At 67.0% G+C, this 14,539-nt stretch carries 9 protein-coding genes and 1 pseudogene; 3 read left to right on the forward strand and 7 right to left on the reverse strand.

Going from position 1 to position 14,539, the window contains the following annotated elements:
- The first annotated feature begins 134 nt into the window (after positions 1-134).
- Positions 135-539 carry a MerR family transcriptional regulator gene (locus tag ACFWHR_RS12745; RefSeq protein WP_382448721.1) on the forward strand — a complete coding sequence of 135 codons (405 nt, stop codon included), beginning with the start codon at positions 135-137 and terminating at the stop codon, positions 537-539.
- Positions 540-893: 354 nt separating this feature from the next.
- Here the strand turns inward: ACFWHR_RS12745 and ACFWHR_RS12750 are convergent.
- The 3 genes and pseudogenes from ACFWHR_RS12750 to leuS all read right to left on the reverse strand — a co-directional run.
- Positions 894-3,155: pseudogene (locus tag ACFWHR_RS12750) on the reverse strand (ComEC/Rec2 family competence protein); the annotation flags it as partial.
- Positions 3,152-3,937, reverse strand: a complete 786-nt coding sequence (locus ACFWHR_RS12755) for a ComEA family DNA-binding protein (RefSeq protein WP_382448669.1) — start codon at positions 3,935-3,937, stop codon at positions 3,152-3,154. The gene ACFWHR_RS12755 and the pseudogene ACFWHR_RS12750, both read right to left, overlap by 4 nt.
- 403 nt (positions 3,938-4,340) lie before the next feature.
- Entirely contained in the window at positions 4,341-6,884 is a 2,544-nt protein-coding gene (leuS, locus tag ACFWHR_RS12760; protein ID WP_382448670.1) for a leucine--tRNA ligase, read from the reverse strand.
- Positions 6,885-7,100: 216 nt separating this feature from the next.
- Here leuS and ACFWHR_RS12765 point away from each other — a divergent pair, with 216 nt between their 5' ends.
- On the forward strand, positions 7,101-7,628 hold the full coding sequence (locus tag ACFWHR_RS12765; RefSeq protein WP_382448671.1) for an SRPBCC domain-containing protein: 528 nt from the start codon (positions 7,101-7,103) through the stop codon (positions 7,626-7,628).
- Between the two features lie 7 nt (positions 7,629-7,635).
- Here the strand turns inward: ACFWHR_RS12765 and ACFWHR_RS12770 are convergent, their stop codons facing one another.
- Positions 7,636-9,120 carry an anthranilate synthase component I family protein gene (locus ACFWHR_RS12770; RefSeq protein ID WP_382448672.1) on the reverse strand — a complete coding sequence of 495 codons (1,485 nt, stop codon included), beginning with the start codon at positions 9,118-9,120 and terminating at the stop codon, positions 7,636-7,638.
- A gap of 84 nt (positions 9,121-9,204) precedes the next feature.
- Between ACFWHR_RS12770 and ACFWHR_RS12775 the strand changes: the two genes are divergently transcribed.
- Complete coding sequence (locus tag ACFWHR_RS12775) at positions 9,205-9,969, forward strand: aminotransferase class IV (protein WP_382448673.1); 765 nt, start codon at positions 9,205-9,207, stop codon at positions 9,967-9,969.
- Here ACFWHR_RS12775 and cydC read toward each other — a convergent pair.
- The 3 genes from cydC to cydB form a co-directional block, all read right to left on the reverse strand.
- The gene (cydC, locus tag ACFWHR_RS12780) at positions 9,944-11,683 is read right to left on the reverse strand and encodes a thiol reductant ABC exporter subunit CydC (protein ID WP_382448674.1); all 1,740 of its coding nucleotides are present in this window, start codon (positions 11,681-11,683) and stop codon (positions 9,944-9,946) included. The two genes, ACFWHR_RS12775 and cydC, sit on opposite strands and share 26 nt — an antisense overlap.
- Positions 11,680-13,386: a thiol reductant ABC exporter subunit CydD gene (gene cydD, locus ACFWHR_RS12785; RefSeq protein WP_382448675.1), complete on the reverse strand. Its 1,707-nt coding sequence runs from the start codon at positions 13,384-13,386 to the stop codon at positions 11,680-11,682. The genes cydC and cydD overlap by 4 nt, the downstream gene beginning before the upstream one ends.
- Positions 13,387-13,504: 118 nt before the next feature.
- The gene (gene cydB / locus ACFWHR_RS12790) at positions 13,505-14,533 is read right to left on the reverse strand and encodes a cytochrome d ubiquinol oxidase subunit II (RefSeq protein ID WP_382448676.1); all 1,029 of its coding nucleotides are present in this window, start codon (positions 14,531-14,533) and stop codon (positions 13,505-13,507) included.
- Between the last annotated feature and the right edge of the window lie 6 nt (positions 14,534-14,539).

Here is a 14,539-nt window from a genome sequence, read left to right on the forward strand (position 1 = left end):
CAGTCATCGCCCCGGGCCGCGCTGAGGCTGTCAGTCGCGGTGACTGTCAAGCGGGTGCGGCAGGTTGACCTGGAGTGCACTCCAGGAGTTACGCTCTGCATGTGAGTGAGCGAGCATGGTTGACCATCGCCGAGATGGCAGAGTCCACGGGGCTCAGCGTCGACACGCTGCGCTGGTATGAGCGTGAGGGCATCCTGCCGCGAGTGACGCGCAGTGCAGCAGGGCACCGTCGGTATGACGCGCGTGAACAGGGAATCGTCACCCTGCTCGTCGCGCTCCGCGACACCGGGATGAGCGCCGCCGCGATGAAGCAGTTCGTAGAATTGCTCGGCGAGGGCGCGGCGAGCCACGGCCGCAGAATTACACTGCTCGAATCGAGCCGCGCGATGCTTCATGAGCGCCGCAGCCGCATTGAACTCGCTGAGGCAACGCTCGAAGCGAAGATCGCCCACTACGAAACGCTTATCGCGTCGGGGCTTGACTGCGACGGTGGCACAGTCCCGAGCACACTGCAGACCCGCCAAGCCGCCCGCGTGTAGCTCGGTGTCTGTCGGCTCCGCGCGGGTACCGATTTCGGAGCGCGCCGCCCACACTCGGATCGCCCCGGGTGCGCCGCTCACGGCTATCGACCCCGATCGGTCCGTGCGGTACACCTCGGTTCCTGCGCGCTGAGCGTGCTCGATGGTTGGCGCCGATGGATGACCATAGGAGTTATCTGCTCCGACAGATACCAAACCGACGTCGGCGCTGATCGCTTGAAACAGCGCAGGATCGTGATCGGCGGACCCGTGGTGGGCGATCTTGAGCACGTCGGCCGAGAGGCGGGTCGCGCTGGGGTCGGAGTCGAGCGCCGTGGCGTCGAGGTCAGGAGCGCGGAGCGCGCGCTGCTCATCTTCGCCGGTGTCTGCGAGCAACAGCACAGAGAGCTCACCAGCCTGCACCCGTAACACGAGACTCGCGCTGTTTGTATCGGCGGGGACGGCGTCCGGCTTGGGCGCGAGCAACTGCCAGGACAGGCCACCCAGAGACGCTGAGACGCCTGCTGATCCAACACTCGTCGGAATGCCCGCGACCGCGAGTTGCTTCAGCACGGCTCGGGCGCCGCCGTCCTCACGATTGTTCGGGGCGACGAGGGCACTGTCTGTGCGGGTGGCGATTTCGCCGAGCGCCCCGACGTGGTCGCGGTCATCGTGCGTCAGCACCAAGAGGGCGATGCGTCGCACACCGAATCTGTCGAGGCACGCGCGTAAGAGTTCGGGCGCGTCGCCCGTGTCCACGAGCATCACCTCGCTGGGCGTCACTGGGTCGCGCAGTAGCACCGCATCGCCTTGCCCGACGTCACAGGCGACGACACTCCAATCGCTGGGTGCGCTCATCCGTTCCGTCGCCGGATGAATCAACGTTGGCCCGAGGAATACACCCGTCGCCCCGCACATCAGCGCGGAGATACCAGTCGCGACGCGTCGGGTATGTGGCAGCGTGCCACGCCACGGCACGTAGCCCGCCCATCGGATGCCGTTGGCGCCGATGCCGATGCCGTCTCCGACGTCGCCGCGTTCGCCGAAGCGCCGGTCGATCAACCACCAGGCGACAAGCACCGCGGCTTCAACGCCGGCGAGGAGCACCGCGCCCTCCCACCCGCCAGGCCACGCCCAGCGCGCACCGGGCAGAGCTGAAGTCACTTCGGCGGTGGCGGCGATCCAACGAGCTGCGAGGCTCGCCAGCCACGCGCAGCGGGTGGCGATCGGTTCGTTCAGCGGTGCCGCGAGCATCGCGAGCAGCCCGAGACCTGTTCCCCAGGGCGCGGCGGGAGCCGCCATCACGTTTGCGAGGAGGCCCGCCGCCGGAAACCCGGGCTGCACGAGCAAGAGCAACGGGCCACACGCGAATTGTGCGGCAATGGCGACCGCGACGGGTGTGCGTATCCAGGCAGGAATGGGCCCAACACGACCCAGCACGGACGCGATATCAGGAACCCACAGCAGAATTCCCGCGGTCGCGGCCACCGAGAGGGCGAAGGCCGGCTGGAGTGCCTGCCACGGATCAGCGATGAGCAGTGCCAGTACCGCGACGCCCAACCCGGGAAGAGCAAGTGCACGCTTGCCACCGAGCGACGAAATCAATACGACCGTCGCCATGACCGCTGCACGTTGCAGACTCGGGTCGGGACCGACGATCATGACGAAACCAGCGAGCGCCGCGCCCGCGAGCAAAATTTTGCCACGGCGCAGCACCCCCAGCCGGCCCGCCACTCCAGCGATGGCCGACACCACCAGGGCGCAATTCGCTCCCGACACCGCGACCAGGTGCGTCAGCGAGCTTTCCTGCATCCGCGTGCGTAGCTGCTCGGAGACCAGGGACGTATCGCCAACCGCCAGTCCGGGTACGAGTTGCGCTCCGACAATACGCGATGAGATATCGCGTAGACCAAGTCGGAGGTGTGCCGCGCGCTCGCCGATCCGGCGGGCGACAGAATCGAACACTCCGCCGACCCCCGTATCTCCTCCCGGGCGCTTTGCGCCATCGACGGGGGTGAGCTTCGCAACCCGTAATCCAAACGCCGCCGTCGACCCTGGGTCAAGCGCAACGACTCGAGCAACCGCGTGAAGCTGCGTACCGGGCGCCCAGCGCGCCGACTCCTCTGATGAGGTCGCAATGTCGTCACACCAGAGCACAACCGGAACTGCGCCGCCCGACGCATCTGCAGTAGCGGGCACCCAAGCTGCTGCGGCACCGTTTGCGGAGTCGACGCTCTTGGGAAATCCGCGCAGGGTGACGTCGATGTCGAGCGATCGCTCACTCTGTGCGGCCTGCGTGAGCACGGGATCGGAGCGCGCTCCTTCGAGGGCATCGATGCGAACCCCCAGGAGGAGAAGCATCGCGCACCCGACCGCGACGGTCGAACACCACACTCGAGTGCGATCGATACTCGCGTTGCTATTACGAGTTCGACCGGCACAAGCATGCGATGCCTGGTACGCGGCTCCAAAGACGACGACCACAGCTATTCCCGCAGTGACGCCGATAACACTGCCGAGAGCGAGCCAGAGCCCCGTGCCCGGTCGAACGACCGCTATCGAGGTAAGGCCCCAGCACGCGAAGGCCGGTGCCAGAACGCGCCATGTTCCCGGAGGCGAACGCGAGGCGACGGTCATAGCGTAACGAGCTCCCTGAAACCATCGAGCGTCTTCGCACCGATGCCCGATACATCGAGCAAATCTTCGACGGCCGCGAAACCCCCGTTCGCATCTCGCCAATCGATGATGCGCTGTGCGAGCGCCGGGCCGATTCGCGGCAGGGTTTCAAGATCGGCAGCTGCAGCGGAGTTCAGCGAAACCGTCGCCGCTCCGGTGACACCGGGAGCAGCATGAGGATCAGCAGCGTTCGGTGAGCCCGCAGCAGCCGGCCCGCCGACGGAGGCGCCAGCGCCGGTCGGCTGCAAGGCCCACTTCGCGGCCATGTCAGCATCTGGCACCACAAGCTGTTCGCCATCCGTGACCGGCCGCGCCAGGTTCACCGCGTCAAGTACTGCCGCCTCAGTCGCGCCCCCGGCGGCCTCAATCGCGTCTGACACCCGCGCGCCCGGTGACAGTTCGACGATGCCGCCCTCCGATACCTGGCCCACGACGTGCACCGTCACCCTCGAGACGGTGGAGTCGACCCGGTCACTCGGACCGGACACCGCAGCGTGAGGCACAGCAGGCGGTATCCCGGGGCTCGGTTCGATCATGGCCCCCTCGGATTCCGAGGACGAACTGGCCGTGTCACCGCGAGAAATCGGTTCGGCCGGGATCGCCTCTGCACCACCGCCGCGAACGAGGGTGATGACGATGGCAATTGCTACAGCCGTCGCGAATACGATTGCTCCGACCGCCGCGGGCACGGTAACCGCGCGACGTACCCGGTCACGGATCGATCGGGTACGTTCCCAGCGCAACGGCGCAGGTTCACTCAGTCGCGTCGTATCACTTCGCTGCCAGTGGCCAGGAGCAGTATCGCCGCAGTCACCACCAGGTTCCCCACCACCTAGTGCAGCGAGAATCGACTCACTCGAAAACGCGTGTTTCGCGACGGTCGGCGCTCGCCCAGTCGGCCGTAACTCGTTGCTCTGTGCTGCAGGCGGTCGCTCGGAGCTATGGGTCTGGGGCGTGTGGTCGTTGCGCATGCGCCCAACGTACGTTGGTCTTGTCTTGAATTGAGAGGGCAGGACAATCTGTGGAGGGTTGGCTCAGCACAGCGAACTGGCGCCACTTGTGAGCGAATATCTGAACCGGTACCCACCGTCGAGCCACTGCTCGCGCGGCTGGTTCGGGGCCTGGCGGGACCAGGCCCCGAACGAACTAGGCAGCCGGCTTCGTAGCGATGCTCACGATCTTCGGCACGCGCACGATCACGTTCACGATCTGACGATCACCGATCGCGCGCTGCACTGCTGCTGACTCGCGAGCCGCGGCTTCTGCTTCGGCCTCCGAAACCGACGCCGGAAGCGTGAGGCGGTCGCGCACTTTGCCGTCGACCTGTACCACCATCGTGACCTCGTCTTCGACGAGGAGCGACTCATCCGCGATCGGCCACTCAACGAGCGCCACGCTCGGCTCGTAGCCGAGCTTCGACCACATGTCTTCGGCCGCGTACGGCGCGAACAGCGACAGGATCACGGTGAGCGCCTCGGCCGACTCGCGCACTGCGGGATCGGCGACACCCACACCCGAGTCGATCGCCTTGCGCGTGACGTTGACCTGCTCCATGAGCCGGGCGACGACGACGTTGAACTTATAGGCCTCAATAAGACCGGGCGCATCCGCGAGCAGGTGGTGCGTCGAGCGCCGCAGCGCCGCGTCTCCCGCAGCGAACGATGTGCCCTTCGCGGCACCCGCGGCCTGCACATCGTCGACCACGCGCCACGCGCGGGCCAGGAACTTCGCGGAGCCCTGCACCGAGACATCGGCCCAGTCAATGTCGTCCTCCGGCGGGCCAGCAAAGGCCAGGGTCACGCGCAGTGCATCGGCACCGTGCGCCTGCAGCTCGCTCGCGAATTCGACGAGATTCCCCTTCGACTTCGACATCTTCGCACCGTCCTGCAGCACCATGCCCTGGTTCAGCAGTGCCGTGAACGGCTCGTCGAAGTCAAGGTATCCGAGGTCGTGCAGCACCTTTGTGATGAAGCGCGAGTAGAGCAGGTGCAAGATGGCGTGCTCGACACCACCCGCGTATTGGTCGATCGGGCCCCACGCGTTGACGAGCGCCGGGTCGAACGCCTGCGTCGAGTCGTTGGCCGACAAGAACCGCAGGTAGTACCACGAGCTGTCCACGAAGGTGTCCATCGTGTCAGGATCGCGGGTCCAGGTCTCCCCCGAGTCGGGATCGACCACCGTGGCCCACTCGGTCGCAGCGCCGAGCGGCGACGCCCCCTTCGGCTTCAGATCAAGCCCTTCAGATGCGGGCAGTTCAACCGGCAAGGCGTCGGCCGCGACCGGACGCATCTCGCCCGCTTCGTTGTGCAGAATCGGGATCGGCGTGCCCCAGTAGCGCTGACGTGAAATCAGCCAGTCGCGCAGTCGGTACGTCGTCGTCGCACGGCCGGTGCCGCGGGTCTCAAGTACCTCGACAGCGCGCGCAATGGCGTCGGCCTTCGGAAGACCGTCGAGCTCGCCCGAGTTTATGAGCACGCCCTCGCCGGCGGTTGCGACGCCGCTCTCAGCGGGGTTGGGCAGCGGCTCACCATCAGCGTCGCGCACGTCGACTACGACGCGAACGGGGAGTTCGAACTTCAGGGCGAAGTCGAGGTCGCGCTGGTCGTGCGCTGGCACGGCCATGATCGCGCCGTGACCGTAGTCAGCGAGCACGTAGTCGGAGGCCCACACGGGAATGCGCTCACCGTTCACCGGGTTCACCGCAAAGTGATCGAGGAAGACACCCGTCTTCGGTCGATCGGCACTCTGGCGCTCGATCTCTGTCTGCTTTTGGGTCTGCGCCAGGTACTCCTGGAAGCTCGCGCGCACCTCGTCGGAAGCACCAGCGGCGAGTTCTGCAGCGAGGTCAGCATCGGGCGCCACGACCATAAATGTGGCTCCGTGAAGCGTATCGGGGCGCGTCGTAAAGACGGGCACCTTTGCTTCGCGACCCTCGATCTCGAACTCGACCTCGGCACCGCGTGAGCGGCCGATCCAGTTGCGCTGCATGTTGAGCACCTTGGTGGGCCACTGGCCCTCAAGGTTGTCGAGGTCGTCGAGCAGGCGATCCGCGTAGTCAGTAATGCGGAAGTACCACTGCGTCAGCTTCTTCTTGACGACCATTGCGCCCGAGCGCTCCGAGGTGCCGTCGGCGAGCACCTGCTCGTTCGCCAGTACGGTCTGATCTACCGGGTCCCAGTTCACCCAGCTTGCCTTGCGGTACGCCAGGCCCTTCTCGTACATCTTCAGGAACAGCCACTGGTTCCACTTGTAGTACTCGGGGTCGCTCGTGTGCAGCACGCGACTCCAGTCGAATGACGGCGCGTACAGCCGGAACGATGCCTTCTGCTGCGCGATGTTTGCGTACGTCCACTCGCGCGGATCGACACCGCGCTTGATCGCGGCGTTCTCAGCCGGCAGGCCGAACGAGTCCCAACCAATCGGGTGCAGCACGTCGTAGCCGCGCCCGCGCCAGTAGCGGGCGAGCACGTCGCCGAAGCAGAACGCCTCGGCGTGGCCCATGTGGAGGTCGCCCGAGGGGTACGGGAACATGTCGAGCACGTATTTCTTCGGACGCCCGGCCGCAGCGGCATCCGCTGCCCCCGAAGTGTCGATCTCGAAGGGCTTCAGCTCGTCCCAGATCGGGAGCCAACGATCCTGGATCGCCTGGAAGTCATAGCCCTCGGCGTCGCGCCCCTGCTGCTCGGTCACACATACCTCGATCTCACATTGATTCGCCCACATTCGTGAGCGCACACTTCCGACCAGAGTACCGTGTTACGGCGGCATGCCGCTCGGCCACAAACCGACCAGGGAGAACGCCGCGCTGCAGTAGCGCCGCCCCGACCGCCACTGCATACTGGGCAACACCCCGTTATCCCGCGCACACTTGCGATGTGTGCGCGCAACGCTATCGAAGGAGCCCGCATGTCAGACTCTCACGCCCCCGCTGATGCACCGCTCGTGACGCCGTTTGCTGCCGCGCTCGACGCTGAGCTCGACCTCTCAATCACGCGGGTCATCCGCGCACCGCGGGCGCTCGTGTGGCGTGCGTGGGCTGACGCCGATCGGCTGGCCAAGTGGTGGATCCCGGCCCCAATGTCACTGCGGGTCGACCGGCTCGAGTTGGTTCCCGGGGGCGCATTCGTCACCCGCATGAGCGAGGACGGCGAGACGTTCGTACCGCACATGAATGTGGTCTTCGTTACCGTTGAGGCATCGCGGCGCATCGTATTCACGAACGCCATCGATGCTGACTGGCGCCCCGCGCAGCCCGCACCGGTGCCGCTGACCGCGGAGTTCGTGTTCACCGATCACCCCGAAGGCACTGAGTATCGCGCCACCGCGCGGCACGCGACCGCAGCGGATCGCGCGTCGCACGAGGCGCTCGGATTCGTCGAGGGCTGGGGCATGGTGACGGACGCGCTCGCTGCGCTCGCGGAGAGCGAGGTCTAACCGAGGATCACTCGGGCTGAGGCGCAAGGGCGGCGAACAGCGCCGCGGCCTTGAGGTGCTTCTCGGCGACTTCACGCTCGGGAATCGAGTCGATAGTGACACCGCCGCCCGCCCCGACGTAGGCGCACGGGCGGTCGCCCCGGCGAAGTTCGACGCTGCGAATCGTCATCGCAAGCTCGGCGTCGCCGCCGCGGTCAATCCAGCCGAAGCAACCGGCGTAGAGGCCGCGCGGTCCTCCCTCAATTGCCGCCAGCAGTTGCACCGCACGCCGCTTCGGTGCCCCGGTCATTGAACCACCCGGGAACGCAGCCCCCACCGCGTCCCAGACGTCGACACCCGCCGCGAGCGTGCCCGCCACAGTACTGACGAGCTGATGCACGTGCGCGTGCGTCTCGACCGCCAAGAACCGCTCGACCCGCACGGAACCCGGTTCACATACCCGGCTGAGGTCGTTGCGCATGAGGTCCACGATCATCAGGTTTTCAGCGCGCTCTTTCGGGTCTGCGCCCAGTTCAACAGCCAGCGCGCGGTCGTCGGCAGACACCGCGCTGCGGCGTCTCGTGCCCTTGATCGGGTGTGTGGCGACACGTTCGCCGCGCACCGAGAGAAAGCGCTCGGGGCTGGCGCTCACGAGCACCCGCGATCCCGCGTCGATGATGCCGCCCCGGATGGGAACCCCGGCCGCGCGGAGCCGACCATAGACCTCAATGGCGTCGAACTCGCCGCGTACCTCGGCGGTGTCGGTGAGGCAGAGCACGTAGGCGTCCCCCTCGCGAATCGCGCTGCGGCATCGTTCCACGGCGCTTGCGTATTCAGCGTCGTCGCGGCGCCACCGCGGGGCGGCGCTGGGGTCGGCGGGGTCGGCGGGGTCGGCGGGATCGGCAAGGTCAGCAGAGTCGGCCGGATCAGACTGATCGGTATGCGGAGCAACGTCGACGGGCAGTTCCGGATCAGCGTGGCGTCGAAGCAACTCGCCGTGATCCACCAACCACGCGTCGATTGCCGCGTCGCTTGGGCCGCGCAGCTCTGCCACGCCTGAGTCGTGATCCATTGCGACGACGACGTCGCACCGGAGAGCGATCGCCGACTCGGACTCGGGTTCGTGCTCGATCCCGGGCTCGTTGTGCCCGCCCGCCGTGATCCCGAGCAGGCCAACGCCGAACTCGTAGGAGAGCGCCACCACCCAGCCGCCGCCGAACCCCGCAGAAACACCTGCGGAGACGCGCGGGTCGGGGGCCTCCGCTACGTCACGATTTTGCACGAGGCTACTCTCGCGGAGGAGCGACAAAAACTCCTGTTCCTCGCCGCGCACCGCGCGTCGCACTTCACTCGCGAGGCCGAGCGTCGACACGCGCGGCTCGCCCGAGCTGGCGGCCTCGCCGTCGAACCAGAACCACGGTGCTCCGGTCGCGGCAAACCGTCGCGCAAGGTCGCCAGCGGTGACAGACGCCCAGACGGCGCGCACCGCCGGCTGAGGCGTCGAGTCGAGCATCGTCTCAGCGTAGCGCCGGTGATACGCTCACGGCATGCACGAGCCCGACCGAATCGCCGGTGAGCGCGCCGTGGGTGTAGCCCCGTGAGCGACGCGCACAAGCTGCTCGCGGCTGATTCGTTTCGCGTGCGCGGGCGGGGCGAAGAAGCAGCGGTGCGCGGATTCGAACGGCATCTCGCGCGATTTGCGGGGGCCGCATCGGCCGCGTGGCGCGAGAATGTGCCGGTCACTGACCCCGACGCTGTCGCGGCAAAGATCGCGGCATTCATCGCGGCGTCGCGCGAGCACATCGCGGCCGCGGGCGACGGCTTCCCGCGTTTGGAACTCTGGAGGTTTCCTGGTGAACGCGAACCGCGCTTCGAGCTTGCTCTGCGACCGCTGCCGCCGCTCGCGTCGGCAATCGCCCTCAGCTCTGCGCCCGGCGGGCCGCTTCCTCACGCGGAACGAAAGGGCCCGAACATCGCGGCGTACGCCTCGCTGCGACGCGAGTTACTGAGCGAGCCACTGCTGCTCGACTCTGCCGAGCGCGTGCTCGAGGGCGCCACGACCAGCTTGATTTGGTGGGACCCCGCGACAGGCGTTGGCGCATTCTCCGCGCTCCCCGACCGCGTCCCGTCGATAACCGAGGCCCTTATTCGCGATGCGACGCAGCTCGAACCTCGCGTTGTGACCCTCGCTCAGCTCGCCGAACACGAAATATGGGCGGTCAACGCGCTGCACGGTATTCGCCAAGTCACACACATCGACGGTGTCTCCTATCCAGAGCCTGACATGACACGACTCGCCCGCGTGCAGCGCATGCTCGATCGCCGCTGGGAACCGGTCAGAGTCGCAGCTGCACGGAACTGACGGTGTCGGGAAGCTCAGTGTGCGTGATGAGTATGACGGCCCTATCGCGCGGGACTGCCCCCAGCAGGTCGGTGATGAGTCGGTCTGCCAGCTCGCGATCAACGCCCGCGGTCGGTTCGTCAAGCACGACCACGGGGAAGTCGGCGAGAATCGCCCGCGCGAGCGCAATGCGCTGCGCCTGACCGCCCGATACCCACGCTCCGTCAGCACCGAGGCGAGCATCGAGGCCACCGCGTTCGAGCGCCCAGTCGGCGAGTCCCACGCGATCAAGCACCGCCCACAGGTCGTCGTCGCTCGCCGTTCCGCGCGCCTCCGAGTCACGTGCAAACTTCAGATTCTGACGTAGATCGGAATCAAAGAGGTACGGACGCTGTTCGCACAGCCCAACGATATGACGAACTGCGCTTGCCGGGACCGACCGCGCATCGACGCCGCGAATGCGGTATTCGCCGCGTGATTCGAGAAAGCGCACGAGCGCGAGAGCAAGGGTGCTCTTGCCCGCACCGCTCGCCCCGGTCACAACGAGTGTGTCACCGGCATCCAGCGTGAACGACACGCCCGTGATCGCGTCGGCCGTGGACCCGGGGTGGCGAGCTGCGAGGCCACGCACCTCAAGCAGCGGCGCGCCGGGCACTGGGCGCAGGACGCGATTCGCATCGTCCTCGTCAACGGTGTCGCCGCTATCCGCCACGAGCTCCCCGGGCAGTTCGCCCTCGGTGAGCACCGCAACTCGGTCGGCGCTTGCTTCAACAGCCCGCCGCGCGCTGATCGCGACGGGCACCTGCGCAAAGACCTCGAATACCGCGGCCGGCACCACAACGGCGGCGGCAAACAGCGGCGCGGTGAGCCCGTCGCCCAGATTCGGGAGCATGACGAGGATCGCAAGCAGCGACGCGGCGCCCGAAGCGAAGCCGAGGATTGCCCCGGTGAGCCCCGCAGCTCGCGTGCGGCGCAACTGCACCTCGGCGAGCCTGTGCTCCGCGGCGGCGATGCGATCTCGCTGCAGCCCGAGGGCGCCAAACGCCGACAATACGTCACCGGCAGAGAAGCGTTCGAGCAGCGCGTCCACGACCGCAGCGCGCGCGGCGCTGACGTCACGATCCTGATCCCCGGCGAGGCGGCGCGCAAGCAGCACAGCCGCTCCCCCGCCGAGCACCAGCGCGACGAGCAGCACGAGTGCCGCGGGCACCGAGATGAGTGCAATCACGATGACACTGAGCGCGGTCACCACGCCACTCACGATCAGCGGCTGGCGCACGCGCAGCGGCTCATCTTGCAGCTGATCGACATCGTCGACGAACGCCGCGAGCACCTCGCCGCGGCGGTGCGCTTCGAGGCCGCCCGGTACGCGCGGCACGAGTGCCGCGAACGTGCGCGAGCGCAGTGTCGCGAGCTGTGCGAGCGCGGCGTCGTGGCTGAAGAGTCGCTCCGCGTACCGGAACGCAGCGCGGCCAATTGCCAGCGCGCGCACGCCGACGATCGCGAACGTCAGGTGGAGGATCGGTGGCTGCTCCCCCGCCCGCACGATCAACCACATGCTCAGCCCGAGCAGGCCAACGATGCTCGCATCGGCGAGTATCCCCAGCAAGATGCCCGGCGTGCGCCGCGAACGGCTCGGCATCGCGCGCTCGAGCACCGCGCGCCGCTGCTGGGCGCGCAGGCCTGATGCGGTTGACGCGGTTGACACGGCGTTCGTGGTCGTCGTCACGCTCATGCGTCGCTCCCCGCTGCAATCGGTTCGGGGTCGGGTTCTGGCTGCGCGGGCGTGATCCGAACGACCCGGTCGGCCGCGCGGTGCACAGCCTCGCGGTGACTCACCACGAGCACCGCCCGGCCAGCGTCGGCCTCGGCACGCAGCGCGTCGCAGATTCGCTGTTCGCTGGCCGCGTCGAGCGCTGAGCTGGGCTCGTCGAGCACGAGCGCACCGCAATCGAGTGCCCAGGCCCGGTAGAGCGCACGCGCCACAGCGATTCGCTGCGCCTGGCCGCCTGAGACCCCCGCGCCCGAGACCCCAAGTTCAAGGCGTGCGTCGAGCGATTCGAGCCCGACGGTATCGAGCGCGCGGCGTACGAGCGCAGAATCAGGGTTGTCTGCGCCAAGGGCTACATTCGCTGCGACACTGCCGTGCAGAAGTCCCGGTCGTTGCCCCGCCCAGGCGATCGGGTCGGGCGCCGATACGGTGCCGCGAATAGGCACGACGAAGCCCAGCAAGATTGCAATCAGCGTTGACTTGCCCGCACCGGACGGGCCTGACACGGCGACGAACTCGCCGGGCGCGACGTCACAGGTCACCGGGCCGACGACCCGCCGGCCGGCGCGGGAAACGCTCACGCCGTCGAAGCTGATCCCCGCTTGCGAGGTGACCCGCGACGCAGAGCGTGCGGATGCGCCCTGCGACGCAGCACCCGCGGACGTGCCATTCGATTCGATGATCTCGAACACCCGCGACGCAGCCGACAACCCCTCGGTTGACGCGTGGAAGGCCGCGCCCACCTGCCGGATAGGCACAAATGCCTCTGGCAACAACAGCAGCACGAACAACCCGATGCCGAGCGGAAACTCTCCACCGACCAGCCGCGTGCCAACGGTCACCGCGACGAGCGCGATCGAGAACGTGCCGGCGAGGTCGAGCACGAACCCAGAGAGGAAAGTGACTCGCAGCACCGTCATCGTGCGCGAGCGGTATTCGTCAGTCTCGCGCGCGATGCGGTCGACCTGCCGCCGCTCTCGCCCGAAGATGCGCAGCGTGGCGAGACCCGCCACAACGTCGAGAAAAGACGAGGAGAGCCGCTGCAACTGGTCCCACTGGCGATCTTGCACAGCCTGAGTCGCAAGACCGATCAGGATCATGAACACCGGGATCACGGGGAACACGACAATCACGATGAGCCCGCTCAGCGGGTCGGCGAGCAGCACCGCGAGTACGAGAATGGGCGTGGCCACGGCGGTGAGCAGCAGCTGCGGAACATAGCCAGAGAAATAGCCGTCGAGCGCATCCAGGCCACGTCCCAGTGAGACGGCAAGTTCAGCATTGCTCGGTCCGGCGTCGCGTTGCGGGGACCGTGCATCAAGCGCGTCGAGTGCAGCAGCACGCAGCTGAGCTTTCACGCGAACGGCGCCGCGCGCCGCGACGAGGTCCATGCCCCAACCGGTCAGAGCGCGAACCGCGAGTGCTGCAAGACCGCCCAGCATTAACCACGGGAGCTGCTCCGAGCCGAACGCGCCCTGGTCCACTCGCCCCCGCAGACCTGGGATACCGTCCATTACCGGAAGCGCCGCAGTCGTGATCGCCTGCGCGAGGCACCACGCCCACGCCAGCACAGCGAACGTGCGCAGCAGCCCCAGGCCAGCGCCGATGAGCAGCACGCCGCGCGCGGCGCGGGCGTAGCGGAGCAATCTCGGATCGAAGGGTTTCACGGGCTTCCTGAGGGTCGAGGCGCGGGCGGCACAGGGCGCACAAGGCGCAGCCGCTCGGGGCAGTCTACGGGAGCCCGGGGTCTCACATCAGATGAAACCCCGGGCCGGCCGGTGGGCGCTAGTGCGCGCCCACCGGGATTGCCTCCCGGGTGAGGCGCTTACGGAAAATCCAGTAGGTCCACGCCTGGTAGGCAAGCACGAGCGGCAGTGTAAACACCGCCACCCACGTCATGAGTTCCAGGGTCTTCTGAGAGCTCGCGGCACCGACTATCGACATCGAGTACGACGGATCGATGGTCGACGCCATGAGATTCGGGAACATCGCCATGAAGATCGCAAGGAGCGCAAACGCGATCGCGACGGCGTTGGCTGTGAAGGCCCACCCCTCGCGTCCGAAGACGTTCGCGACCCAGCCACCGATGAGCGCGACCGCCGCGATCACCGAGCTGAGCACGATCACCCAGAGCGTCGGGCTGTCGAGATGCTGAACAATCGTCCAGATAAGGAAGACGGCTCCGGCGACGATCGCCGCGATCCCGACCTTCGACGCGAGCGCGCGGGCCCGATCCCGCATCTCTCCCGCGGTCTTCAGCGAGATAAACATGAGGCCGTGAGCGAACGTGATCAGCAGCATCGTGATGCCGCCGAGCAGACCGTAGGGGTTCAGCAGCGTAAGCAGCGTGCCCTCGTAGAGCCAACCGCCATTTTCCATCGGCACGATCGGTAGCCCCTGAGCGAGATTCGCGAACGCGACGCCCCAGAGCAGCGGCGGAATCACGGAGCCCCAGAAGATGAACTGGTCGAACCAGCGCGTCCATCGGCGCCCCTTGCCCTGGTGCCGATATTCGAAAGACACGCCGCGCAGAATCAGCGCGACGAGAATCACGAGCAGCGCGAGGTAGAAGCCCGAGAACATCGTCGCGTACCACTCGGGGAAGGCGGCGAAAAGCGATGCGCCCGCGACGATCAGCCAGGTCTCATTCAGATCCCAAACGGGGCCGATCGTATTGATGATGAGGCGGCGGTCAGTGTCATCGCGCCCGAGGATCGGGAGTGACATTCCGACGCCGAAGTCGAAGCCGTCGAGCACAAAGTACCCGATGAGCATCGCGCCGACGATAAAGAACCAGAGTGTCGTGAGTTCCATGTTCGT

It is taken from the genome of Leucobacter sp. NPDC058333 (genome assembly GCF_042726155.1).
In the GTDB taxonomy this organism is placed as follows: domain Bacteria; phylum Actinomycetota; class Actinomycetes; order Actinomycetales; family Microbacteriaceae; genus Leucobacter.